This is a genomic window from Streptomyces sp. NPDC002676 (genome assembly GCF_053592455.1).
Genome location: NZ_JBSFVT010000003.1, coordinates 258733 through 282394 on the forward strand (window position 1 = coordinate 258733; position 23662 = coordinate 282394).

The window sequence follows — 23662 nt, forward strand, 5'->3', positions numbered from 1 at the left end:
GTACGGCTGACAGCTGATCGCTCCGGCGCCGGGGTGCAGTCAGCCGTGGGCGCGGAGAGGATGGCTGACATGACGTGTGTGGCCATCGTCGGCGCAGGGCCGGGGCTCGGGGCCGCCGTCGCGCGCCGGTTCGGGCGGGAGGGGTTCGACGTGGCCCTGCTCGCCCGGGACCGGGAACGGCTCGCGGGGCTGGCCCGGGATCTCGCCGCCGAAGGGATCACCGCACGGTGCTTCCCCGCCGATGTGCGCAAGCCGGAGGAGCTGGTCAGGGCGCTGGCGGACGCAGCTGACGCGCTGGGGACCATCGAGGTGCTCCAGTACAGCCCCGTGCCGCACCAGGATTTCATGCTGCCGGTGCTGGAGACCCGGCACGCGGATCTGATCGGGCCGATCGAGTTCTCGGTCTACGGCCCCGTCGCCGCCGTACAGCGGGTCCTGCCCGGCATGCGGGCGCTCGGGCGCGGGACCATCCTGTTCGTCAACGGCGGGAGCGCCGCCGTACCGCATCCCGAGCGGGCCGGGATCTCGATCGCGTTCGCCGCGGAGAGCGCGTACGGGCATCTGCTGCACGACCGGCTGGCCGGTGAGGGCATCCACGTGGGCCAGCTGGTGATTCCCGGGGCCATCACGCCGGGGCACGCCCGACGGGATCCGGCCGTGCTCGCGGAGATGCTGTGGGGCATGCACCGGGACCGGCACGGGTTCCGGCACTACGCCGACGACCTCGCCGCCTGAGGCCTGACCGACCCGCGCACTTGGGCCCGGCCGCAGCGGGCCGGGGTCGCCCTGCGTGGAGTGATGTCGCCCTGCGTGGAGTGGTTATGTAAGCCAATATGGTGACGTTGGCCGTATTGCTCTCTTCAAGGGGGCCTCCATGGCTGTCGAAATCCCTCCGCTGGTCAAGCCCTCCCGCCTGCGGGCCAGGGGCGGCCTGCTGGGCGAGTGCCTGGCGGAGTTCCTCGGGACGTTCGTCCTCATCTCCTTCGGCTGCGGTGTGGTCGCGATGGCCGTCGCCGCGCTGCCCGGCTCGGGCCGCGCCGCCACCCCCACGACGATCTTCCTGGCGGCCGGTGACTGGCTGCTGATCACCTGGGGCTGGTGCATGGCGGTCGTCTTCGGCATCTACGTCGCCGGCGGCGTCAGCGGCGCCCACCTCAACCCGGCGGTGACCATCGCGATGGCGGTGCGCCGCGGGTTCTCCTGGGCGAGGGTGCTGCCGTACATCTTCTCGCAGGTGGTGGGCGCGTTCGCGGGCGCGGCGCTGGTCTACCTCGTCTACCACCAGGCGATCAACGCCTATGACGACTCCGTGCCGGGGCCGAAGGTGAACGGGCACACCAACGCCACGTTCTCCATCTTCGCGACCTTCCCGGCGCCCTACTTCCACGGCGGTATCTGGGGGCCGCTGACCGACCAGATCGTCGGCACGGCCTTCCTGGTGATGTTCGTCGTCGCCATCGTGGACCTGCGCAACCAGGCCGTCCAGGCGAACCTCGGCCCGCTGATGGTGGGCTTCGCGGTCGCCGCGATCGGCATGTCCTACGGCGCCAACGCGGGCTATGCCATCAACCCGGCCCGCGACTTCGGGCCTCGGCTGTTCACGTGGGTGGCGGGCTGGAAGAGCCTGGCGTTCCCGGGGAACGTGTCGGGCTTGTACAGCGGCTACTGGTGGATCCCGATCGTCGGACCGATCGTCGGCGGCGTGATCGGGATCCTCGTGTACGACCTGTTCATCGGCGACGTCCTGCACATCCGCAGCCAGAAGGGCGAGTTGGCGGAGCCGGGGCTGACCCGTCCGGTGAGGACGACGGACGAGGAGTAGGTACCGCGGGCCGTCAGCGGCACAGTTCCGTGGCGTCGACCAGAGGCGCCGGGTCGCCCGGGGTGCGCGGCGGCTGTCCACAGCCTGTGGACGAATCCCTTCACCAGCCCGTCAGCAGCAGGTGGTTGAGGAGGAGGGCGAGGGTCGCCTGGGCGGTCAGCCAGGGGCGGGGGCGGGGGAGGTATGCGCAGGCGGCGAGCAGCCAGACCGCGAAGGGGAGCCAGATGCGTTCCGTCTCGGCCTTGCTCATGCCGGACAGGTCGGCGATCAGGAGGGCCAGGAAGACGGCGCTGACCAGCACGGCCAGGCGCGTGGGTGCCTGGGCCGGGCGGTGGGCGAGCGCGGTGGCCGTGCGGCGCAGGCCCGCTGCCGCTGCCGGGCCGGTGATGAGTGCCGTGCAGGCCAGGTTGGCCCACACCCAGTAGCCGTACGGGCGGGTGCCGCCGACGCCCTGGTAGTAGCGGGTGATCAAGAGGTGGTACGCCGTCCACCAGTTGAACCCGGCCAGTGTGAAGGCCAGGGGGACGACCAGGAAGCCCGCCAGGAGGGCCGGGAGGACAGTGGGGCGGGCTCGGACGGCGGCCCGGCCCAGGAACAGGACCGCCGCGCAGGGCACCGCGATCAGCGTGAGGCCGTAGGAGAGGTAGCAAGTCAGGCCCAGGAGGAGGCCGGACGCCAGTGCGCAGGCGGGGGAGCGGCGAGTGACCGCGAGGGCCAGCAGGGCTACCGACCAGGCCGCCACCGCCGTGAAGTACGCGTCCGCCGACGTGCCCAGCCACACCGCCGCCGGTGCCAGGACCAGGAAGGGGGCCGCGCGGCGGGCCAGGGACTCGTCGGCCAGGGCGCGGACCGCGATCAGGACCGCCACCGAGGCCGTCGCGCCCACCGTGATGCACCACAGGCCCGCCCAGCCGCCGCCGCGCAGCCCGATCCGGTCGAGCAGGACGAAGGTCAGGGTGGAGGCCGGCGGGTGCCCGGCGACATGGGCCGGCCAGGGGGCGGGGGAGCCTTCGACGATGTGGTGGGTGAAGTCGCGCAGGGTGCCCGGGATGTCGTGGAAGCGGTCGATGACCCGGAGGTACTCGTTGTGCGTGGTGAGGCGGCCCGCGATGCCCCGCTGCCAGCCGTCCACCAGGGCCAGGGAGAGGATCCAGGCCGTGGTCGCCGCCCAGGCCGTCGCGAGGAGGGGGCGCCAGGGGAGGCGGGCGGCCAGCGTGGGGCCGTAGGCCACTGCGGCCACGGCCAGGAGTACGGCCGCGGGGGTGCCTGGGCCCACATGCGGGTCCCACTCGGCCAGCACCGGCGGCCAGTGCACGAAGAGGGTGCCGTAGGCGAACTGGATGTGGCGGCCCACCAGCACGGCCGCCGTCACGAGGACGGCGGCGACACCGGCGGCGCAGAGGTCACGGCGGTGGGAGCGGGAGAGGGAGCGGGTCACAGCCGCAACGTAGGGGGCGCGGGCGCGCGGGGGCCGCCCCAAAGGCCGTATGTCAGCGTTTCGTCATCACTTCCGCACCCTTTCATGGGGGTTTCGCGGCCTACGGTCGGGGCATGCGAGACGATCCCCGGCTGCCCACCTCCCCCCGCTTCTGGCGCAGCCCCCTGCGCGGCCCCCGGTTCACCTCGGTTCTCGGTCTCGTCCTGCTCGCCGGGATCACCGTGCTGTTCGTGACGGGTCTGGTGTCGTACGCCGCCTACAACCCGGGCCTGTCCCGGGTGAACGACACGACCCCGGACAAGGGCGTCCTCGGCTTCTACCTCTTCGCCTGGCCGACGAACCCGGTGTGGCTGTACCGCTTCACGCAGGGCCTGCACGTCACCCTCGGCATCACGCTGATCCCGGTCCTGCTGGCCAAGCTCTGGTCGGTGGTGCCGAAGCTGTTCGCGCTGCCGCCGGCCCGCTCGCTCGCGCACGCGCTGGAGCGGGTGTCGCTGCTGCTCCTCGTCGGCGGCGGGCTCTTCGAGTTCACGACCGGGGTGCTCAACGTCCAGCTGGACTACGTCTTTCCGGGATCCTTCTATCCGCTGCACTTCTACGGCGCGTGGGTGTTCTTCGCCGCGTTCGCGGCGCATGCGGTGCTGAAGCTGCCGACGGCGCTGCGCGCGGTACGGCGACGGCTGCGGCCGCAGGAGGCGACGGAGCTGGTCGCACCCCGGCCCAACCCGCCCACCGTGTCCCGGCGGGGCGCCCTGTGGCTGGTCGGCGGCGGCTCGCTGCTGCTGTTCCTGACCACGGTCGGGCAGACCCTGGGCGGTCCCTTCCGTCGTACCGCCCTGCTCGCGCCACACGGCGGGGCCGACCCGGCCGGCGGCCCGAACGGCTTCCAGATCAACAAGACGGCCGCCTACGCCGGCATCACGGCGGCCGACACGCACCCGGAAGCGTGGCGGCTCGTCGTCACCGGCCGCACCGGGACGGTCCGCCTGAGCCGCGACCAACTGCTCCGGATGCCCCTGCACAGCTCCTCGCTGCCGATCGCCTGCGTCGAGGGCTGGTCGACGGCCGACCAGTGGTGGCGTGGCGTACGGCTGCGCGACCTCGCGGCGCTCGTCGGCTACGACGGCGACCCGCCGGACGTGCTCGTCGAATCCCTGCAACGGCACGGCGCCTTCCGCCGCGCGGCCCTGCGCGCCAACCAGGTCGCCGACGGCCGCTCCCTGCTCGCCCTGTACGTCAACGGCGAGGACCTGTCCCCCGACCACGGCCATCCGGCGCGGATCATCGTGCCCGCCGCGCCCGGTGTGCTCAACACCAAGTGGGTGGCCCGGCTGACCTTCGGAGACCTGTGATGCCGCGACTCCCCCTGCCCGTGGGCAGTCCGTTCCAGATCCTGCTGCTCGCCTGCTCGTTCGCGCTCGCCGCGTACGCCGGTGTCCGGCTGCTGGCAGGTGACTGGTTCGGGGTGGCGCTGTGGATCGTGGCGGCGGCGCTGTTGCACGACCTGGTGCTGGTGCCGTTGTACTCGGTGGCGGACCGGGCGCTCGTACGCGGGATCGACGCGGCCGGGCGGCGCGCGTGGGTGGCGCATGTACGGGTGCCGGCGATGCTGTCGGGTCTGCTGCTGCTCGTGTGGTTCCCGCTGATCTTCAACCTGGTGGACCAGCGCTACCGCATGGCCACCGGCCAGTCCGCCGACGTCTACCTCGGCCGTTGGCTGCTGATCACCGCCGTGCTCTTCGGCGGCTCGGCGCTGCTGCTGGCGGTGCGGGTGCTGCGGGTGCGCAGGGCGACGAAACGGCGGTCACCGGCCGCCCAGTGAGCGGCCGTCCGCCACCCGGTCCGCCCGGCGAGCCGGAGCAGGGCGGGGGTGCCGATCCGCGCCCAGGGGAACGGGTCGCCCATGGCGGCCTGCCCGTGGGCGACGTCGACGACCCGGACGTGGGCGCGTTCGTCGATGTCCAGAGGGGCGGTCTCGGCGATCAACAGGCCGCCAGGGGTGAGGAGTTGAGCCATGCGGCGGAGCAGTGCGCACGGGTCGCCCCCGATCCCGATGTTGCCGTCCATCAGCAGCACGGTTCCCCAGCGGCCCTCACCGGGCAGCGGCTCGAACACCGAGCGGTGCAGCGCTTGGCCGCCGAGGGTGTTGGTGCGGGTGACGGCCGCCTCGCTGACGTCGACGCCGAGGACGGTACGGCCCCGGGCGGCGAGCTCCGCGACCAGCCGGCCCGGACCGCAGCCGACGTCCAGGACGGCGCCCTCGCAGCGGTCCAGCACCGCCCGGTCCACGGCGTCCGCGCCGGCACACCAGCGTTCGACCTCCAACGGCAGCAGCCAGCCGTCGCCGCGGCGCAGGAACAGCGGGCCCCGGCCGGCGCGGAGGGCGGCGGCGTAGGGGTCGCAGGCGGCCCAGGCGCCCGGGGCGGACTGGGCCGTTGTGGTTCTCGTCGTCGTGGCTCTCATCGGGGGCCGTCCGTCGTACATTCTCCCAGCCGGGCGGCGAAGGTGCCGTGCGGAGCGAGGGCGGCGACGGCCTGGGCGTCGGCGGCGGTGTCGACGTCCCGCAGCCGGGGCAGGTCCCGCACCCGCAGCCCGGCGGCCACCAGCCGCTCCCGCTGCACGGCACCGGTCTCCGGGGTGGACATGGGCACGCCCCGCAGCAGCTCGGGCTCGGGGCGGGCCAGGCCCAGCGCCCAGAATCCGCCGTCCTCGGCCGGGCCGAAGTACGCGTCGCAGCCCGCGAAGTCCACGGTGAGCAGGTCCGGGGTGACCTGCGGGGTGTCCATGCCGATCAGCAGGGCGGGGCCGGTGCAGCGGGCGAAGGCGTCGGCGAGCCGGGCGTCCAGACCGCCCGCGCACTGCGGTACGACCTCGAAGCCGGGGGGCAGCCAGGGGCCTGGCCGGCCGTCCAGCACGAGGACGCGGCGCGTGGCCTTGGCTTCGGCCACGGCCCGCAGGGTGTCGGAGAGCGAGGCTTCGGCGAGGGTGGCGGCCTGCGCCGGTGTGAAGGGCGGGGTGAGCCGCGTCTTGACCCGGCCGGGTCTGGGTTCTTTGGCGATGACGAGGAGGGCGGTCATCGGCGGGCCACCTCCTCGGCCGACGCCGTGGGCTCGTTCAGGACGCGGCTCATGTCCCGCACCGCCTGCCAGGTGCCGCGCCAGGTGCCGGTGACTTTGGAGGCGCCGGTGCGGGGGAGGTACGGGACCCCGTGTTCGGTGATCCGCCAGCCCGCGTCGGCCGCGCGGACCACCATCTGCAGGGGGTAACCGCTGCGCCGGTCGGTGAGGCCGAGGCCGAGCAGGGGCTCGCGGCGGGCGGCGCGCAGCGGGCCGAGGTCGTGCAGGCGCAGCCCGGTGCGGCGGCGCAGCAGCAGGGCGAGGGCGAGGTTGCCGGCGCGGGCGTGGGCCGGCCAGGCGCCCCGGGTCTGCGGACGGCGCCGGCCGAGCACCAGGTCGGCCGCGCCGGAACGGATCTCCTCGACGAACGGGACCAGTTGGCCGGGGTCGAGGGAGGCGTCGCAGTCGCAGAAGCACACCACGTCGGCGGTGGCCGCGGTCAGCCCGGCGTGGCAGGCGGCGCCGAAGCCGCGGCGCTCCTCGCGTACGACGGTCGCGCCGAGGGCGCGCGCGAGGTCGGCGGAGCCGTCCGTGGAGCCGTTGTCCACGACGATGGCGCGCCAGCCGTCCGGGATGCGCGCGAGGACCCAGGGCAGCGCCTCGGCCTCGTTCAGGCAGGGCAGGACGATGTCCACATCGGGAGGTGCGGAGGAGGTGGTCACGGCTTTCACCCTACGAACCCGAACCGCTACAAAGCAGACATCCGCTCCTTACGAAACGTGGACGTCGAAGCCGTGGCCGAGCTTCGGCGCCGGTGCGGTGACAGGGTGGAGACATGCAGCAGCCGTATGTGCCGGCCGGCCGGATCCTCGTCGTGGACGACGACCCGACCGTCGCCGAGGTCGTCGCGGGATACCTGGACCGGGCCGGATACGCCGTGGACCGTGCCGCCGACGGCCCGGCCGCCCTCGCGCGTGCCGCCGCGCGGCGGCCGGACCTGGTGGTACTGGATCTGATGCTGCCCGGGATGGACGGCCTGGAGGTGTGCCGGCGGCTGCGCGAGCACGGTCCGGTGCCGGTGGTCATGCTCACCGCGCGCGGCGACGAGGACGACCGGATCCTCGGCCTGGAGGTCGGCGCCGACGACTACGTCACCAAGCCGTTCAGCCCGCGCGAGCTGGTTCTGCGCGTGGAGTCGGTACTGCGCCGCGCCCGTCCCGCCGTCCCGCGCGGCCCGCTCGGCGCGGCCGGTCTGGCGGTCGACCCGGCCGCCCGCCGCGCCACCAAGAACGGCGCCGACCTGGCTCTGACCCTGCGGGAGTTCGACCTTCTCGCCTTCTTCCTGCGGTACCCGGGGCGGGCGTTCGGGCGGGAGGAGCTGATGCGGGAGGTGTGGGGGTGGGACTTCGGCGATCTGTCGACCGTCACCGTCCATGTCCGCCGCCTGCGCGGCAAGGTCGAGGACGACCCCGCACGGCCCCGCCTCATCCAGACGGTGTGGGGCGTCGGCTACCGCTTCGATCCGAGCGGAAGCGGCAGGGGAAGCGACGACGGAGCGGAGGCGGGCCGGCATGCATGACGCGCTCCTCATCGCCCTCTACGCCTTTCTCGGCGCCGCCGCCACCGGCCTCGCCGGAGCGGCCGTGCTGCGCCTGATCCGCCGGCGTTCCCTCACCACCTCGCTCGCCGTGGTGGCCGCCGTCGGCGTGGTCGCCATGCTCGCCGGGACCATGGCGGTGGCCCAGGCGATGTTCCTCTCCGACCACGACCTGCGGGTCGTCACCACCGTCGTCGCCATGGCGGCCGTCGTCTCGCTGGTCACCGCGCTGTTGCTCGGCCGCTGGGTCGTCGCCCGCAGCCGCGAACTCGCCGACGCCGCCCGGCACTTCGGCGAGGGTGGCGCCTTCGCCGCACCCTCTGCTCCCGCCACCGCCGAACTGGACGCGCTCAGCCGCGAGTTGGCCGCGACCAGCGCCAAGCTGGCGGCCTCCCGGGAGCGCGAGCGGGCGCTGGAGACCTCCCGCCGGGAGCTCGTCGCCTGGATCTCGCACGACCTGCGCACTCCGCTCGCCGGACTGCGCGCGATGTCGGAGGCCCTGGAGGACGGGGTGGCCGCCGACCCCGACCGCTACCTCAGGCAGATCCGCACCGAGGTGGAACGCCTCAACGGCATGGTCGGCGACCTCTTCGAGCTCTCCCGCATCCACGCCGGTACCCTGCCCCTCAGCCCCGCCCGGATCTCCCTGTACGACCTGGTGGGCGACGCCCTCGCCGGGGTCGGCCCGCTCGCCCGCGAGCACGGCGTACGGCTGGTCGGCGACGGGGTGGCGCCGGTGCCGGTCGAGGTCGACGGCAAGGAGATGAGCCGCGTCCTGGCCAACCTGCTGGTCAACGCCATCCGCCGGACCCCCGCCGACGGCACGGTCGCGATCGCCGCCGAGCGGGCCCCCGACGGCGTGGTCCTCTCCGTCACCGACGGCTGCGGCGGCATCCCCGAGGAGGACCTGCCCCGCGTCTTCGACACGGGCTGGCGCGGCACCGACGCCCGCACCCCACCGGCCGGCGCGGGCCTGGGCCTCGCGATCGTCCGGGGCATCGTGGAGGCCCACCACGGCCGCGCGAGCGTACACAACATCCCGGGCGGCTGCCGGTTCGAGGTGACGCTGCCGGCGGCCAAGGCGTAGGCCGCCCGGTCAGCCCTAGGCCCTGTCGTCAAATTCCCGCCTGCCCCGCGACGCCTGGCACGCACGCTCGCCGCGTTGCCGGAGCGCCCACGTGACTCCTCCCCCACGCTCGAACACGCTCGCGCGGGGGGACCCCCATCGAGGCCGCTCCGGCGCCTTGCGATCGCACGCTCCCCCACGCTCGAACACGCTCGCGCGGGGGCACCCCCATCGCCGCCGCGGTGCCCGCCCTTCGGGCGGACGACGGGAATTTGACGACAGAGCCTAGCCCGCGAACTCCCGCATCCCCTCCGCGAAGGACACCTCCGGCTTCCAGCCCAGCTCCGCCCGCAGGCGGGACGAGTCCGCCGTGATGTGCCGTACGTCGCCCAAGCGGTACTCGCCGGTGACCACCGGCTCCGGGCCGCCGCAGGCGGCGGACAGGGCGTGGGCCAGGTCGCCGACCGTGTGGGGTGTTCCGCTGCCGGTGTTGTACGCCGTGAGCGTCCCCGGGCGGGGCCCCGCCTCCAGGGCCGTCACGTTGGCCGCGGCCACGTCCCGTACGTGGACGAAGTCCCGGCGCTGGCGGCCGTCCTCGAAGACGCGCGGGGACTCGCCGCGGGCCAGGGCCGAGCGGAAGAAGGAGGCCACGCCGGCGTAGGGGGTGTCGCGGGGCATCCGTGGGCCGTAGACGTTGTGGTAGCGCAGGGAGATCGCCGTACCGTTCGTGCAGCGGGCCCAGGCGGCCGACAGGTGCTCCTGGGCGAGCTTGGTTGTCGCGTACACGTTGCGCGGATCGGCGGGGGCGTCCTCGGCGACCAGGCCCGGCGCCAACTCCGCGCCACAGGAAGGGCAGTGGGGGTCGAAGCGGCCTGCCGCCAGGTCGGCCTCGGCGCGCGGGCCGGGGCGTACGGCGCCGTGCGCGGGGCACTCGTAGCGCCCCTCGCCGTACACCACCATCGACCCGGCCAGCACCAGGCGCCGTACCCCCGCCTCGGCCATCGCGGCGAGCAGGACGGCGGTGCCCAGGTCGTTGCGGGAGACGTACTCGGGGGCGTCGGCGACGCCGTTGCCGAGGCCCACCATGGCCGCCTGGTGGCAGACCGCGTCCACGCCGGGCAGCGCGCGGGCCACGGCGGCCGGGTCGCGCACGTCGGCGGCGGGATCGTCCCGGACGTCGTACACCACCGCCTCGTGCCCGCGGGCGCGCAGCGCGTCGACGACATGGGACCCGATGAACCCGGCACCGCCGGTGACCAGCACTCGCATACGGCCACGCTAGGGGCGCGGCCCGCCCGCGGCAGGGTGCGACGGGCGGTACGTCACCGCTCCGTAAGAAGCCGCTCACAGCGGCCGGTCGGGCCAGTCCAGGAGGCGGGCGCCGATCACGGCCGTCTGGAGCATGTAGCGGTGTGCCGGGTCGGCCGGGTCCGCGCCGGTGAGCTTGTGGATGCGCTCCAGGCGGTAGGTCAGCGCGCGCACGCTGAGGGAGAGGCGCCGCGCGGCCTCGGCGGCCACGCAGCCGGAGTCGAAGTACGCGGTGAGGGTGTCCAGCAGCGGCCGGGCCCCGCCTCGCGCGGTGGTCAGCGGGCCGAGGGCGTGTGTGACCAGGTCGGCCATCGCCTGCCGGTCGCGGGCCAGCACCGGGTAGATGAGCAGGTCGGCGGCGCGCAGCAGCGGCTGGTCCAGGCCGAGGCGGTCGGCCATCTCCAGCGCGGCGAGGGCCTCTTCGTACGACTGCACGACCCCGGCGGAGCCGGGCCGCGGGCGGCCGATCGCGACCCGGCCGCCCCCGGTGGCCGCGTACGCCTGCTTGGCGAAGTGGGTGAGAACGTCGTCCTCGTCGCCGGGCGCGATGCACAGCAGCCGGCCGTTTCTCGTGGTGAGCAGGATGCTGCGGGCGTCGAAGCGGGCGAGCACCGCCCGCTCCACCTGCCGGGCCACCGGGCCGCCCTCGGCGTAGGCGGCCGGCCCTTCGACGACGGCGACCGCGTGCGCCTGGGACAGCCTCAGGCCGAACCGTTCGGCGCGTTCGGCGAGCCGGCCCAGGTCGCTGCGGCCGTAGAGCAGGTCGTCGATGAACTCCCGGCGCGCGGCCTCCTCGCGGCGCACGGCGAGCCGCTGGGCGCGTTCGTAGCCCTCGGCGAACGCGTCGATCGCCTGCTGTACGGCGGCCAGCGCGTGGTCGGCGGTGCCGGGGGCGGCGGGCCAGGCGGCGCGGGCGGCGGCCAGGTGGGCGACGACCAGGGCGCGCAGCCCGTGCCCGGCGTCGGCGGCCTGCTCGCCCAGGGTGCGGCGGGTCTGCAGTTCCTCCCGGGTCAGCCGGCGGCCGGTGGCCGCGACATCGGCCAGGGTGCGCGCGTAGCCGTCCAGATAGCGCTCGGGTGCCTCCCTCGCCTCCCGGGTCTCCCGTGTTTCTCGCGTCTCACGTGTCTCACGCTCCGTCACGCGGTCCCGTCCCCCGTCCCCGTTGCGGGCCCCGTCGCGCGGAACCCGCTCCCCCGTCATGTCCCCGTTTCATCGCCGTAGCGTCGCAGTCCCGTCACCGTCTCGATCTTGACGCTCCGTTGACGGTTTTTTAGCGCGATTCCGGCATCAAAACCCTAGTGAACACTGCCGGAAACCGGCAATGCACGGGGGTCCTGCCCTCATGCACGATCACCTGCGGGGGAGCACTACGGGGGGTTCCGGTGCCGGTCACCGGCAGGTGCCCGCGCACCGGAACCACGGGGGGCCCTCCGCCTTCATCGTCTGACGCACAGGGACGTATGCCATGGAAGCCCTCGGCGTGCTCATCGCCGTATGTCTGATCGTCGTGCTCCTCGCGCTGTTCGCGTTCTCCCGGCTGTACCGCAAGGTCGACCAGAGCCAGGCCCTGATCGTGTCGAAGACGCGGCGGGTGGACGTGTCCTTCACCGGGCAGGTCGTGCTGCCGATCCTGCACCGCGCCGAGATCATGGACATCTCGGTGAAGACGATCGAGATCAGCCGCTCCGGCCGGGACGGGCTGATCTGCCGGGACAACATCCGCGCCGACATCCGGATCCTGTTCTTCGTGAAGGTCAACAAGACCGTCCAGGACGTCATCAAGGTCGCCCAGTCCGTCGGCACCGAGCGCGCCAGCCACCAGGACACGCTCCAGGAGCTGTTCCACGCGAAGTTCTCCGAGGCGCTGAAGACCGTCGGCAAGCAGATGGACTTCACCGACCTGTACACCAAGCGTGAGGAACTGCGGTACCACATCATCGAGTTGATCGGCGTCGACCTCAACGGCTACCACCTGGAGGACGCGGCGATCGACTACCTGGAGCAGACCCCGCTCTCCCAGATGGACCCGGCCAACGTCCTCGACGCCGAGGGCATCCGCAAGATCACCGAGCTGACGGCGGTCGAGCACGTGCGCACCAACGAGGCCCGCCGCAACGAGGAGATGGAGATCACCCGCCAGGATGTCGACGCCCGCGAGGCCATCCTGGAGCTGGAGCGGCGGCAGGCGGACGCGGAGATCAAGCAGAAGCGGGAGATCGAGACCTCCCGCGCCCGCGAGGAGGCCGAGACCGCCCGCGTGGTGGAGGAGGAACGGCTGCGCGCCCAGGGCGCCTTCCTGCGCACCGAGGAACACCTCGGGGTGCAGCGCGAGAACCAGGCCCGCGAGATCGCCGTCGCCGCGAAGAACCGCGAGCGGGTCATCGCCGTCGAGAACGAGCGCATCGAGAAGGACCGCCTGCTGGAGGTCATCGCCCGGGAACGGGAGACCCAGCTGACGAAGATCGCCGCCGAGAAGGAGGTCGAGGCGGAGAAGCGGGAGATCGCCGAGGTCATCCGGGAGCGGGTGGCGGTGGACCGTACGGTCGCCGAGCAGGAGGAGTCCATCAAGAAGCTGCGCTTGGTCGAGGAGGCCGAGCGCGAGCGGCAGGCCCTCGTCATCGCCGCCGAGGCGGAGGCGCAGGAGAAGCTGGTCAAGGACATCAAGGCCGCCGAGGCCGCCGAACAGGCCGCGACGCACCGGGCGGCGGAGGAACTGACGCTGGCCGAGGCCCGGATGAAGACCGCCGACCTCGACGCCCGGGCCAAGCTGCGCCTCGCGGAGGGCATACAGGCCGAGGCCGCCGCCGAGGGTCTCGCCGCCGTGCAGGTCCGCGACAAGGAGGCCGAGGTCACCGTGAAGGCCGGCCGTGCGGAGGCGGAGGCCACCGAGGCACGGCTGCGTGCGGAGGCCGAGGGCACCCAGGCCAAGGCGCTCGCCGAGGCCGAGGGGGCGCGGGCGAAGGGGCTCGCGGAGGCAGAAGGTGCACGGGCGGCGGCGGAGGCCACCGCGGCCCGGCTGAAGGCCGAGGCCGAAGGCGCACGGGCCAGGGGTCTCGCGGAGGCCCAGGGTGCGCGGGCGGCGGCGGAGGCCACCGAGGCGCGACTCAAGGCCGAGGCGGAAGGCGCGCGGGCCAAGGCGCTCGCGGAGGCCGAAGGCGCCAGGGCGATGGGCGCGGCCCAGGCGGAGGGCGCCAAGGCCAAGGCGCTCGCGGAGGCCACCGCGATCGGCGAGAAGCTGAAGGCCGAGGCCGAGGGCCTGACAGTGAAGGCCGCCGCGATGGCCGCCCTCGACGACGCCTCGCGCGGGCACGAGGAGTACCGGCTGCGGATCCAGGCGGAGAAGGAGATCCGGCTGGCCGGGCTGGAGACGCAGCGGCAGGTGGCCGAGGCGCAGGCGACCGTCCTCGCCACCGGCCTGGAGAACGCCGACATCGACATCGTCGGCGGGGAGTCCGTCTTCTTCGACCGCCTGGTCTCGGCGATCTCGCTCGGCAAGGGCGTGGACGGCTTCGTCGACAACTCCCGTACGGCACAGGCGCTGGCGCAACCCTGGCTGGACGGTTCGGGCAGCTTCACCGAGGACCTGAGCCGCGTCCTCGGCTCCCTCGGCACGGCCGACGTACAGAACCTCACGGTCTCGGCCCTGCTGATGAAGCTGATGCGGTCCGGCGGACCCGACGCCGGCCAGTTCCAGCAGCTCCTCGACCGCGCCGGCGAACTGGGCCTGGCCGACAAGCCCCTGAGCGCGCTCAACGGCAGCAGCCGGGGCTGACGGCAAGGGCACAACCGGGAGGGGGCGGGACGACGCAGGCGTACGAGCCGGTGGTCCCGCCTCCGCGGAAGCCCGCCCCGCCCCACGTCACCACCTCCACAAGTCCCCGAAGGGAGACGCACCCGTCATGGCAACCGTCTATGAGACGGGCTCGTACGATGCGGCCGACGGCGCCGGTGCGGGTGTGGACGCCGGTACCTACGAGGTGCTGCGCGACCGGCTCGCCGCGCAGGCGGCCGGGCTGGCCCGGCGGGCCGAGGAGCTGAACGCCCGCCGTGCCGAGGAGTTCGGCTCGGTCCGGCTGGACCTCGCGGCCACCGTGCGGCTGAGCACCGCGCACCCGTGTGTGCCGGTCGACGTGGCCGCCGTCGGCGACGCCCTCCTCTTCGGCGGCACGAGCGGCACGAGCGGCACGAGCGGCACGAGCGGTACCAGCGGCACCAGTGGCACCAGCGGTGACGTGGCCGTGGGCGACGTCCTCGCGCTCTACGGCCGCGACGGCGAGCGGCTGCCCGAGAACGCCGTACCGGGACTGCTCGACGACCCCGCTTTCGTGCGGGAGTTCACCGCCCTGCACCGCTACTACCGGCAGGCCCGGCTGCTGCGCCTGCGGCGCCTGGACGGCCGGCTGCTGGCGGTGTTCCGCACCGGCGAGAAGGCCGACGACGTCCGCGCCCTGCGCTGGAACCTCACCGAGGACGGCCGCGCCGAGTTCCTGGACGCGCGCGGCGACCGGGACGACGTCTTCCCGCCCGCCCACGACTTCGAGTGGACCGAGACCAGCCGCGAGGATCATGTCCTCGGCCGGGACCCGTACGTGGCCGTGCCCGGCGGGGTGGGCGTGGCGACCGTCGGCGGTGCCCTCACCGTGCGCGCCGCGGACGGGGAAGAGCTGTACGCCGAGCCCGTCCAGGAGCCGCTCCAGTCCCTCGCCGACGCCTCCGTCGCGCACGCGCGGGTGGGCGCGCTGGTGCTGCTGCGCGTGCGGCCGTACAAGGAGGACGCCGACCGGTACCTGGTGTTCAGCACCCTGACCCGCACGGTGGTCCGGCTCGACGGCATCGGACAGGGCTGCCGGCGGCTGCCCGAGGACCAGGGCATCGTCTTCCCCGGCGGCTCCTGCCTGGCCACCGGTGCCCACAAGACGTACGAACTCGACGTCAATGGGCTGGAGTTCGAGCGCGAGGTGCGTTCCCCGAACGGGGAGGACATGCTCTACGCGTTCCGCTCCCGCACGGCCGGCCGCACTTTGCTGCTGTCCTACAACACCCTGCGCAAGGAGGTCGCCACCCCGCTGTCCGGGCGGGGCTGGGCCCTGTTCGGGGACGGCACCCTCGCGGTGCTGCGCGCCGGCTCCGACGAGCCCGCGCACGCGCACCCGCTCCAGTGGTGGACCTCGCCGTACGTCTCCGACACCCACGCCGCCGCCCTGCGCACCGGTACCGGCGCGCTGGCCCGGGTCGGCAACGCGGACCTCGTGCGCGGACTCGCCGACTGCCTGTCCATCGCCCGGACGGTCACCGAGGGCATCGGGACCGCCGAGGGCTACCGGGCACTGGTCGCCGACTGCGTCCGTGCCGTCGACAGCCATCACTGGCTGGACGATCCCGAACTGGGCGCCCTGCGCGAGCCGTTGGACGCGGTCCGGGAGACCGCCGAGCAGGTGCTGGCCGAGTTCGAGACCGTGCGGGCCCTGACCCGGCAGGCCGCCGAAGCGCTGGAGGAGGCCGCCGAGCGGATCGCCGCCGTGGTGCGCCGGCTGCGCGGCGAGGCCCCGCGCGAGGCCGCCGCCTGGGTGCGCGGACTCACCGAACTCCGGCACGCGCACGGACACTTGCTCACCGTCAAGGAACTGCGGTACGCCGACACCGCCCGGGTGGACGAGCTGGCCGCCGAGGCGGAGGCCGACCTCGCCGGGTTCGGGAGGCGCGCGGTCGCCTTCCTCGCCCGCGAGGACGCCTTCGCCGCCCAGCAGGCGGACGTCGAGGGCCTGGTCGCCGACGCCGAGGCCATCGCGACGGTGGCCGAAGCCGCGCCCGTCGCCGCCCGGCTGGACGACCTCGCCGACGGGCTGCGCACGGTCACCGGCGTCGTCACCGGCCTGGACATCGCCGACGCCACCGTCCGCACCGCCGTCCTGGAGCGCATCGCCGAGGTGCTCGGCGGCGTCAACCGGGCCCGCGCCACCCTCGACGCCCGCCGCCGCACCCTCCTCGACCACGAGGGCCGCGCCGAGTTCGCCGCCGAGACGGCCCTGCTCGCCCAGGCCGTCACCGCCGCGCTCGCCCAGAGCGCCACACCCGAGGCCTGCGACGACCAACTGGCCGCCGTGCTCGCCCGGTTGGAGGACCTGGACGCCCGGTTCGCCGAGTTCGACGGCTTCCTCGCCGAGCTCGCGGACCGGCGCACCGAGATCTACGAGGCGTTCGCCGCCCGCAAGCAGTCACTCGCCGACGCCCGCGCCCGCCGCGCCGAACAGCTCGCCGCCTCCGCCGCGCGCGTCCTGGAGTCGGTCACCCGCCGGGCGGCCGCGCTCGCCGACGCCGACGCGGTCACCACCTACTTCGCCTCCGACCCGATGGTCGCCAAGGTCCGCCGCACCGCCGACGAGCTGCGCGCCCTCGGCGACAGCGTGCGCGCCGAGGAACTCGACGGCCGCCTCAAGGCCGCCCGCCAGGAGGCCGCCCGCGCCCTGCGCGACCGCAGCGACCTGTACGCCGACGACGGCCGCACCCTGCTGCTCGGCGGGCACCGCTTCGCCGTCAACACCCAGCCGCTCGACCTCACCCTCGTCCCGCACGGCGAGGGCCTCGCCTTCGCCGTCACCGGCACCGACTACCGCGGCCCGGTCACCGACCCCGGTTTCGCCGCGACCCGCCCGCACTGGGACCGCCACCTGCCCTCCGAGTCGGCCGAGGTCTACCGCGCCGAACACCTCGCCGCCCGCCTGCTGCGCGAGCACGGCCCGGCCGCCCTGGCCGCCGCCGACCTGTCCGACCTGGTCCGGCGTGCGGCGCAGGAGGCGTACGACGAGGGCTACGAGCGCGGGGTCCACGACCACGACACCACCGCGATCCTCACCGCCCTGCTGCCCCTGTACGACGGCGCGGGCACCCTGCGCCACGAGCCCGCCGCACGTGCCGCCGCCCAGCTGTTCTGGGCGCACGGCACCACCGAGGAGTCCCGCACGGCGTGGCGCGGGCGCGCGGTGTCCCTGGCCCGGGCCCGGGACGCTTTCGGCCCCTCGGACGCCCTCACCGAGCTGGTGGCGGAGCTGGCGGAGGCCATCGGGGACGAGCAGGCGCTCGGGGACGACCCGTCACTCGGGCAGGCCGCCGCCGCGTACCTCTTCGACGAGCTGACCACCGGTGGCCAGGGCGGCTTCGTCCTGGGCGCCGGAGCGCGCACCCTGCTGGAGAAGTTCCGGCACACGGTGGGCGGTTCGGAGTACGCCCGGGACCTGGCCGGGCTCACCGAACTGCCCGCGCGAAGGCAGGTCGTACGGGCCTGGCTCACCTCCTTCGCCACGTCCACCGGCAGTGACACGGGCCCCGGCGAGCTGGCCGAGGCGGTCGCCGCCGAGCTGTGCCCCGGCCTGCCCCGCTACGACGGCGACGCCCCGCTGACCGTGACCGTCGAGGGCCTGCTCGGCACCCATCCCCGGCTGAGCGGCGGCCGGCTGCCGCTGCGCCTGGACGAGTTCCTCGCCCGCACCGCCCGGTTCGCCGCCGACGACGTCCCCGCCTTCCGCGCCTACCAGCGCCGCCGCACCGCCCTGGTGGCCGCCGAACGCGACCGCCTCCGCCTGGACGACCACCGCCCCCGCGTCCTGCCGGCCTTCGTCCGGGGCCGGCTCGTGGACGAGGTGTACCTGCCGCTGATCGGCGACAGCCTGGCCCGCCAGCTCGGCACCACCGGCGCGACCCGGCGCACCGACACCGGCGGTCTGCTCCTGCTGATCTCCCCGCCCGGCTACGGCAAGACGACGCTCATGGAGTACGTCGCCGACCGGCTCGGCCTGATGCTCGTCAAGATCAGCGGCCCGGCGCTGGGCCACAACGTCACCTCGCTGGACCCGGCCGACGCCCCGGACGCCACCGCCCGCCGCGAGGTCGAGAAGATCAACTTCGCGCTGGCGGCCGGCAACAACACCCTGCTCTACCTGGACGACATCCAGCACACCTCGCCCGAGCTGCTGCAGAAGTTCATCCCGCTGTGCGACGCCACCCGCCGCGTCGACGGCGTCTGGGACGGCGAGCCGCGCAGCTACGACCTGCGCGGCAAGCGGTTCGCGGTGTGCATGGCCGGCAACCCGTACACCGAGTCCGGCGCCCGCTTCCGCATTCCCGACATGCTCGCCAACCGGGCCGACGTGTGGAACCTGGGCGACGTGCTCACCGGCAAGGAGGACGTCTTCGCGCTCAGCTTCGTGGAGAACGCGCTCACCGCCAACCCGGTCCTCGCCCCGCTCGCCGCCCGCGACCGCGCCGACCTGGAGCTGCTGGCCCGGCTGGCCGCCGCCGACCCCACGGCCCGCGCCGACCGGCTCGCCCACCCGGTCCCGCCGGCCGAACTGGACGGCATCCTCGCCGTGTTGCGGCACCTGCTGGCGGTCCGGGACACCGTCCTCACGGTCAACACGGCCTACATCGCCTCCGCCGCGCAGTCCGAAGCGGCGCGCACCGAGCCGCCGTTCCGCCTCCAGGGCTCGTACCGCGACATGAACAAGATCGCCCAGCGGCTGCGCCCGGTCATGAACGACACCGAGCGTGAGGCGGTCGTCCACGACCACTACACGGCCGAGGCCCAGACCCTCACCACGGGCGCCGAGGCCAACCTGCTGAAACTCGCCGAGCTGCGCGGCACCCTCACCCCCGAACAGGCCGCCCGCTGGGCCGAGGTGAAGACCGCCGACGTCCGCGCCCGCACCCTCGGCGGCCCCGGCGACGACCCCCTGACGCGTGCGGTGGCGGCGCTGGGCCTGCTCGCGGACCGGGTGGCGGCCGTGGAGTCGGCCATCACCAGGGCGACGGGCAGGGAGCACTGACGAACCGGGGGACTCCTGCACGGCCTGACACGCCCCGGGCGGCGGGGTGGAATCCCTGATTCCGGAGCCGGAGGGCGGCATAGTGGCGGGCGGCTCCGCATCGGCTCAGTCGGATCAGCAGGAGGAAACGCATGCTCGGCACCGCATTCCGTCACGGTTCGCCCGTCTGGGTCGACCTGGGCAGCCCGGACACGGACCGGGCCGCTTCCTTCTACGGCGCCGTCTTCGGGTGGCAGTACGTCTCCCTCGGTCCCGAGGCGGGCGGTTACGGGTTCTTCCAGAAGGACGGGAAGACCGTCGCCGCCCTCGGACGGCTGACCGAGGAGGGAGCGGCCTCGGCCTGGACGACGTACTTCCGGACCGACGACGCCGACGCGACCGCGCGTGGCGTGACCGACGGCGGGGGCACGGTGCGGGTCGAGCCGATGAGCATGGGCGAGGGCAAGATGGCCCAGTTCACCGATCCGCAGGGCGCCAAGTTCGCCGTGGCGCAGGCCATGATGGGCCTGGAGAAGGCCTCCGAGGACAACGCGCTGGTGTGGGTGGAACTGCACACCGCCGACCCGGAGGCGGCGATCCGCTTCTACGCCGGGCTGTTCGGCTGGCGCTCCCAGGAGATGTCGGCGCCCGGGATGACGTACCGGGTCCTCAGCATCAAGGAGGGCGACCAGCAGGAGGGTTCCTTCGGCGGCGTGGCCCCGCTCCAGGACCCGCAGCACGAGGCCAGCTGGGTGCCGTACTTCGCCGTGGCAGACGCGGACGCCGTCGTCGCGAAGGTACGGGACAACGGCGGCACGGTGATCATGCCGGCCGCGGACGTGCCCGACGTCGGGCGCATCGCCTGGCTGGCCGACCCGGCGGAGGCGGTGTTCGCCGTACTGAAGCCGAACCCGCGCCAGGGCTGACGCCTATTGCCCCGACGCCCTCACTTCCAGGCGCCCACGTTCACCAGCAGCAGATGGAGGTCGTGCGCGGCATGCACCGTGGCCATGGTCGCCGCCGCGCAGATCGCCACGGTCGCGGCCGTGAGTGCCGGGCGGCGGCCCAGCGGCGGGGCGAGCAGGGCCGCGACCCTGCGCGGGACCGGCCCGGCCGAGGCCAGCGGACCGCGGCGGCCGAGCCTGGCGAGGAGGCCACGGCCGCCGGTGCCGCCCCGGATGCCGAGCGCGGCGGCGGCGCGGGCGAGGGCGGGCGCGCGGTGCGCGGCGAGTGCGGCCTTGCCGACGGTGCGGGCGACGCGGCGGCGGTCGCCGGTGGCGCTGGCGGCGTTCTCGTCGGCCCAGCGCTCGATCGTGTAGGTGACGGCGGTGGCGAGCGGGCGCAGCAGCGGGTTGGCGGCGGCGCCGAGCTGGGCGAGCGCGACGAACGCGTAGTGGTGGGCGGCCAGATGGGCGCGCTCGTGGGCGAGCAGGATGTCGTGCTCGCTCTCGTCCAGGGTGTGCAGCATGCCGGTGGAGACGACGATCCGGCCGGGCAGGCCGGGCAGCGCGTAGGCGTCGGGGGCCTCGTCCTCGACGACGACCAGGCCGTCGTGGGCGGGCATGCAGGCGGCGTCCAGCGCGGCGGCGGCGAGGGTGCGGGCGCGCCGCCACAGCAGGTGCGCGGCGGCGATGACGGCGCCGCCCAGCAGCAGCCCGGCCAGGAGGGCGACCGACAGCTCGGCGGGGGCGTCGCGCTGTGCGGAGGCGGCCGACCACTCTCCGAGGGCGGCGAGCTGGGGTATGCGGATCAGACCGGTGACGGCGAGCATGCCGAGCGAGACCGTGCTCGCCGTGCCGAGGATCAGGGACGAGCCGGCGAGCAGCCAGGTCGCCAGGCGTGGCTCGCAGCGTTCGGAGAGCGGGCGGGCGACGAGCGGGGCGAGGAGCGTGAGCAGCAGGGGTATGTAGACGGCGACGTGCATCGCGCGGCCCCGTTACCCGTCGGCGCCCGGCTCGGGGCCGAGCAGCTGGCGCAGCAGGTCGGCGTCCGCGTCGGACAGGGTGTCGGCGAAGCGCGCGAGCACGGCCTCGCGGTCGGGGCGCTCGTCCAGCACGGTGCGCATGCGGCGGGCGGCGAAGCCGGCGTCGTCGGTGACGGGAGCGTAGGCGTACGCCCGGCCGCGCGGGGCGCGGGTGAGCAGGCCCTTGGTGTGCATGCGGGTCAGGATGGTGACCACGCTGCTGTACGTCAGCTCGCCGCCGAGGCGTTCGGCCACCTCGCCCGGGGTCAGCGCTCCCTCGGCCTCCTGCAGCAGGCCGAGGATCTGGGTCTCGCGGGCGCCGTTCGGCCGCTTCGACCACGTCGACCCCTGCTCGTGTGTGCCGGCTCCCATGGGGTTTGTCGTTCTCCCGCCCTGTCTTCTACAGTCGTGTAGAACTTTTACGCCCGTGTAAAAGCTCTCTCCCGAGTGTAGCCATTGGAACCGCCCATGAGCGCTATCAGCATCGGTCAGGCCGTCGTCCTCGGAGTCGTCGAGGGGGTGACCGAGTTCCTCCCGGTGTCCTCCACCGGCCACCTCAAGATCACCGAGGGGCTCATGGACATCCCGGTCGACGACAAGTCCGTCGTCGGGTTCACCGCGGTCATCCAGGTCGGCGCGATCGCCGCCGTGCTGGTCTACTTCTTCAAGGACATCAAGCGGATCGTTTCCGCATGGTTCCGCGGCCTGACCGACCGCGAGGAGCGCTACCACCACGACTACAAGTTCGCCTGGTGGGTCATCTACGCCACCATCCCGATCGTCGTCGTGGGTCTGGCCGCTAAGCCGCTGATCGAGGGCCCGCTGGCCTCGCTTTGGGTCGTCGCCGCCTCGCTGATCGTCGGTTCCGCGGTGATGTGGGCGGCCGACCAGATGGGCCGGCACAAGCGCGGCGAGGACGACACGACGTTCAAGGACGCGATGCTGGTCGGCTGCTCGCAGATCCTGGCCCTGCTGTTCCCCGGCTTCTCCCGCTCGGGCGCGACCATGTCGACGGCGCTGATCCTGGACCTGGACCGCGTCGCCGCCACCCGCCTCTCCTTCTTCCTCGGCATCCCGGCCCTGACGGGCGCCGGCCTCTACGAGCTGAAGGACGCCGTGGGCGCCGGGGTCGGCGCGGCGCCGCTGGCCGTCGGCACGGCGGTCTCCTTCGTCGTCGCCTACGCCTCCATCGCCTGGCTGCTGAAGTTCGTCGCCAAGCACTCCTTCAACTCCTTCGTGATCTACCGCATCGTCATCGGCGTGGGACTGCTGGGGCTGCTGGCGACGGGTGTACTCAACGCCTGACGTATCAGCGACCGACCGTCGGCCAGGAGGAGCAGACATGACGCGCCAGGTCGGCGGGGACCGGCGGATGTGGCCGCTGTACGCGGCCGGGTTCACCACGGCCTTCGGCGCGCACGGCATCGCCGCGAACCTCGGCGGCCACTCCGCGGACGCGGTCACCTCCCTGATGGTGCTGGGCGGCCTGCTCGCCCTGTACGACGGCGCCGAGGTGCTGCTCAAGCCGGTGTTCGGCACCCTCGCCGACCGGATCGGCGCCCGGCCCGTGCTGCTCGGCGGCCTGGTCGCCTTCGCCGCCGCGTCCGCGGGGTACGTCGTCGCCGACAGCCCCGGCTGGCTGTGGGCCGCCCGGCTCGGCCAGGGCGCGGCGGCCTCCGCGTTCTCCCCGTCGGCGTCCGCGCTGGTGGCCCGGCTCAACCCGGCCGCGAAGCACGGCAGGGCCTTCGGCAGCTACGGCTTCTACAAGTCGATCGGCTACACCCTCGGCCCGCTGCTCGGCGGGGTCCTGGTGTGGGCCCAGGGACTGCGGCTGCTGTTCGCGGTGCTGGCGGTGCTCGGCGCGGCGGTCGCCGCGTGGGCGGCGCTGGCCGTGCCGGTCGTACCGCCGCTGCCGAAGTCACGGCAGACGGTCCTCGACCTCGCCCGGCGCCTCGCCGACCCGGCCTTCCTCGCCCCGACCGCCGCGCTGGCCGCGGCGACCGCCGCCCTCTCGGTCGGCGTGGGCTTCCTGCCCGTCTCCGGCCGGGCGGCCGGGCTCGGCACGGTGACCACCGGTGCCGCGGTGTCCGTGCTCGCCGCCTGCGCCGCCGTCGTCCAGCCACGCGCCGGGCGCGCGCTCGACGAGGGGCGCCTCACGACCCGTACGGGCCTGGCGGCGGGCCTGTCGCTGACTGCTGCCGGCTTGGGATGCGCCCTGCTGCCGGGCCTGACCGGCATCCTCACCGGCGCCGCCGTGATCGGCACGGGCACGGGCCTGATCACCCCCCTCGGCTTCGCGGCCCTGGCCGCCGCCACCCCCACCGAACGCCTCGGCCAGACCATGGGCGCCGCCGAACTCGGCCGCGAACTGGGCGACGCGGGCGGTCCGTTGCTGGTCGCCGCGGTGGCCTCCGCGGCCACGCTCAACTATGGGTTCGGGGTGCTCGGGGTGGTCGTGGGGGTGGGGGCGGTGATCGCGTTCACGGGTCGCCGCGCAGCCGCGCGCGAGCCCGGGCCCTGACCGGCTCCCGGTTCAGCACGCCAGGTCGAGGGTGACGGGGCCGGCCTCTGTAGGGCGTCCGTGGTGCAGCAGCGCGTGGACCTCTGGCCCGAG

18 protein-coding genes and 1 pseudogene are annotated in these 23662 nt (G+C 74.0%); 11 read left to right on the forward strand and 8 right to left on the reverse strand.

Annotated elements, in window-relative coordinates; all coding sequences use genetic code 11:
• Positions 1-69 precede the first annotated feature (69 nt).
• Entirely contained in the window at positions 70-735 is a 666-nt protein-coding gene (locus ACWD3E_RS11515; protein ID WP_451387330.1) for an SDR family NAD(P)-dependent oxidoreductase, read from the forward strand.
• Between the two features lie 139 nt (positions 736-874).
• On the forward strand, positions 875-1822 hold the full coding sequence (locus tag ACWD3E_RS11520; RefSeq protein ID WP_451387331.1) for an MIP/aquaporin family protein: 948 nt from the start codon (positions 875-877) through the stop codon (positions 1820-1822).
• 100 nt (positions 1823-1922) lie between these two features.
• On the opposite strand, the gene ACWD3E_RS11525 is transcribed toward ACWD3E_RS11520, so the two are convergent.
• A complete protein-coding gene (locus ACWD3E_RS11525; RefSeq protein ID WP_451387332.1) occupies positions 1923-3260 on the reverse strand; it encodes a hypothetical protein in 1338 nt (445 codons plus the stop codon).
• A 113-nt stretch (positions 3261-3373) separates the two neighbouring features.
• Here ACWD3E_RS11525 and ACWD3E_RS11530 point away from each other — a divergent pair, with 113 nt between their 5' ends.
• Both ACWD3E_RS11530 and ACWD3E_RS11535 read left to right on the forward strand, forming a co-directional pair.
• Positions 3374-4612 carry a molybdopterin-dependent oxidoreductase gene (locus ACWD3E_RS11530; protein ID WP_451387333.1) on the forward strand — a complete coding sequence of 413 codons (1239 nt, stop codon included), beginning with the start codon at positions 3374-3376 and terminating at the stop codon, positions 4610-4612.
• Entirely contained in the window at positions 4612-5082 is a 471-nt protein-coding gene (locus ACWD3E_RS11535) for a hypothetical protein (RefSeq protein ID WP_451387334.1), read from the forward strand. Before ACWD3E_RS11530 ends, ACWD3E_RS11535 begins: the two co-directional genes overlap by 1 nt.
• A 200-nt stretch (positions 5083-5282) precedes the next feature.
• On the opposite strand, the pseudogene ACWD3E_RS11540 reads toward ACWD3E_RS11535, so the two are convergent.
• From ACWD3E_RS11540 to ACWD3E_RS11550, 3 genes and pseudogenes are all read right to left on the reverse strand, one after another.
• Positions 5283-5744: pseudogene (locus ACWD3E_RS11540) on the reverse strand (class I SAM-dependent methyltransferase); the annotation flags it as partial.
• Positions 5720-6337: a TIGR04282 family arsenosugar biosynthesis glycosyltransferase gene (locus tag ACWD3E_RS11545; protein ID WP_451387335.1), complete on the reverse strand. Its 618-nt coding sequence runs from the start codon at positions 6335-6337 to the stop codon at positions 5720-5722. The pseudogene ACWD3E_RS11540 and the gene ACWD3E_RS11545, both read right to left, overlap by 25 nt.
• Positions 6334-7047, reverse strand: a complete 714-nt coding sequence (locus tag ACWD3E_RS11550) for a glycosyltransferase family 2 protein (RefSeq protein ID WP_451387336.1) — start codon at positions 7045-7047, stop codon at positions 6334-6336. The genes ACWD3E_RS11545 and ACWD3E_RS11550 overlap by 4 nt, the downstream gene beginning before the upstream one ends.
• 104 nt (positions 7048-7151) lie before the next feature.
• On the opposite strand from ACWD3E_RS11550, the gene ACWD3E_RS11555 reads away from it, so the two are divergent.
• Together ACWD3E_RS11555 and ACWD3E_RS11560 are read left to right on the forward strand one after the other, a co-directional pair.
• The gene (locus ACWD3E_RS11555) at positions 7152-7895 is read left to right on the forward strand and encodes a response regulator transcription factor (RefSeq protein WP_451387337.1); all 744 of its coding nucleotides are present in this window, start codon (positions 7152-7154) and stop codon (positions 7893-7895) included.
• Positions 7888-9000: a sensor histidine kinase gene (locus ACWD3E_RS11560; protein WP_451387338.1), complete on the forward strand. Its 1113-nt coding sequence runs from the start codon at positions 7888-7890 to the stop codon at positions 8998-9000. Before ACWD3E_RS11555 ends, ACWD3E_RS11560 begins: the two co-directional genes overlap by 8 nt.
• Before the next feature lie 264 nt (positions 9001-9264).
• Here ACWD3E_RS11560 and ACWD3E_RS11565 read toward each other — a convergent pair whose 3' ends face one another.
• Together ACWD3E_RS11565 and ACWD3E_RS11570 are read right to left on the reverse strand one after the other, a co-directional pair.
• Complete coding sequence (locus ACWD3E_RS11565; protein WP_451387339.1) at positions 9265-10248, reverse strand: NAD-dependent epimerase/dehydratase family protein; 984 nt, start codon at positions 10246-10248, stop codon at positions 9265-9267.
• A 75-nt stretch (positions 10249-10323) separates the two neighbouring features.
• On the reverse strand, positions 10324-11427 hold the full coding sequence (locus tag ACWD3E_RS11570; protein WP_451387340.1) for a PucR family transcriptional regulator: 1104 nt from the start codon (positions 11425-11427) through the stop codon (positions 10324-10326).
• Between the two features lie 325 nt (positions 11428-11752).
• Here ACWD3E_RS11570 and ACWD3E_RS11575 point away from each other — a divergent pair, with 325 nt between their 5' ends.
• The 3 genes from ACWD3E_RS11575 to ACWD3E_RS11585 all read left to right on the forward strand — a co-directional run bounded on the left by ACWD3E_RS11575 (position 11753) and on the right by ACWD3E_RS11585 (position 20011).
• On the forward strand, positions 11753-14059 hold the full coding sequence (locus ACWD3E_RS11575; protein WP_451387341.1) for a flotillin family protein: 2307 nt from the start codon (positions 11753-11755) through the stop codon (positions 14057-14059).
• A gap of 127 nt (positions 14060-14186) precedes the next feature.
• A complete protein-coding gene (locus ACWD3E_RS11580; RefSeq protein ID WP_451387342.1) occupies positions 14187-19106 on the forward strand; it encodes a DNA repair ATPase in 4920 nt (1639 codons plus the stop codon).
• A gap of 131 nt (positions 19107-19237) precedes the next feature.
• A complete protein-coding gene (locus tag ACWD3E_RS11585; RefSeq protein WP_451387343.1) occupies positions 19238-20011 on the forward strand; it encodes a VOC family protein in 774 nt (257 codons plus the stop codon).
• A gap of 20 nt (positions 20012-20031) precedes the next feature.
• Here ACWD3E_RS11585 and ACWD3E_RS11590 read toward each other — a convergent pair whose 3' ends face one another.
• Both ACWD3E_RS11590 and ACWD3E_RS11595 read right to left on the reverse strand, forming a co-directional pair.
• Positions 20032-21009, reverse strand: a complete 978-nt coding sequence (locus ACWD3E_RS11590) for a M56 family metallopeptidase (protein WP_451387344.1) — start codon at positions 21007-21009, stop codon at positions 20032-20034.
• 12 nt (positions 21010-21021) lie between these two features.
• A complete protein-coding gene (locus tag ACWD3E_RS11595; RefSeq protein ID WP_451387345.1) occupies positions 21022-21420 on the reverse strand; it encodes a BlaI/MecI/CopY family transcriptional regulator in 399 nt (132 codons plus the stop codon).
• A gap of 96 nt (positions 21421-21516) precedes the next feature.
• On the opposite strand from ACWD3E_RS11595, the gene ACWD3E_RS11600 reads away from it, so the two are divergent.
• On the forward strand, positions 21517-22353 hold the full coding sequence (locus ACWD3E_RS11600; RefSeq protein ID WP_451387346.1) for an undecaprenyl-diphosphate phosphatase: 837 nt from the start codon (positions 21517-21519) through the stop codon (positions 22351-22353).
• 67 nt (positions 22354-22420) lie between these two features.
• Positions 22421-23569, forward strand: coding sequence for an MFS transporter (locus tag ACWD3E_RS11605; RefSeq protein ID WP_451387657.1), 1149 nt, complete (start codon positions 22421-22423; stop codon positions 23567-23569).
• The last annotated feature ends 93 nt before the right edge of the window (positions 23570-23662 follow it).

Coding starts and splice junctions, on each gene's coding strand:
- ACWD3E_RS11590 (WP_451387344.1), bottom strand. CDS start 21,009: ATGCACGTCGCCGTCTACATACCCCTGCTGCTCACGCTCCTCGCCCCG.
- ACWD3E_RS11580 (WP_451387342.1), top strand. CDS start 14,187: ATGGCAACCGTCTATGAGACGGGCTCGTACGATGCGGCCGACGGCGCC.
- ACWD3E_RS11530 (WP_451387333.1), top strand. CDS start 3,374: ATGCGAGACGATCCCCGGCTGCCCACCTCCCCCCGCTTCTGGCGCAGC.
- ACWD3E_RS11605 (WP_451387657.1), top strand. CDS start 22,421: ATGTGGCCGCTGTACGCGGCCGGGTTCACCACGGCCTTCGGCGCGCAC.
- ACWD3E_RS11515 (WP_451387330.1), top strand. CDS start 70: ATGACGTGTGTGGCCATCGTCGGCGCAGGGCCGGGGCTCGGGGCCGCC.
- ACWD3E_RS11560 (WP_451387338.1), top strand. CDS start 7,888: ATGCATGACGCGCTCCTCATCGCCCTCTACGCCTTTCTCGGCGCCGCC.
- ACWD3E_RS11585 (WP_451387343.1), top strand. CDS start 19,238: ATGCTCGGCACCGCATTCCGTCACGGTTCGCCCGTCTGGGTCGACCTG.
- ACWD3E_RS11555 (WP_451387337.1), top strand. CDS start 7,152: ATGCAGCAGCCGTATGTGCCGGCCGGCCGGATCCTCGTCGTGGACGAC.
- ACWD3E_RS11545 (WP_451387335.1), bottom strand. CDS start 6,337: ATGACCGCCCTCCTCGTCATCGCCAAAGAACCCAGACCCGGCCGGGTC.
- ACWD3E_RS11600 (WP_451387346.1), top strand. CDS start 21,517: ATGAGCGCTATCAGCATCGGTCAGGCCGTCGTCCTCGGAGTCGTCGAG.
- ACWD3E_RS11575 (WP_451387341.1), top strand. CDS start 11,753: ATGGAAGCCCTCGGCGTGCTCATCGCCGTATGTCTGATCGTCGTGCTC.
- ACWD3E_RS11520 (WP_451387331.1), top strand. CDS start 875: ATGGCTGTCGAAATCCCTCCGCTGGTCAAGCCCTCCCGCCTGCGGGCC.
- ACWD3E_RS11595 (WP_451387345.1), bottom strand. CDS start 21,420: ATGGGAGCCGGCACACACGAGCAGGGGTCGACGTGGTCGAAGCGGCCG.
- ACWD3E_RS11565 (WP_451387339.1), bottom strand. CDS start 10,248: ATGCGAGTGCTGGTCACCGGCGGTGCCGGGTTCATCGGGTCCCATGTC.
- ACWD3E_RS11535 (WP_451387334.1), top strand. CDS start 4,612: ATGCCGCGACTCCCCCTGCCCGTGGGCAGTCCGTTCCAGATCCTGCTG.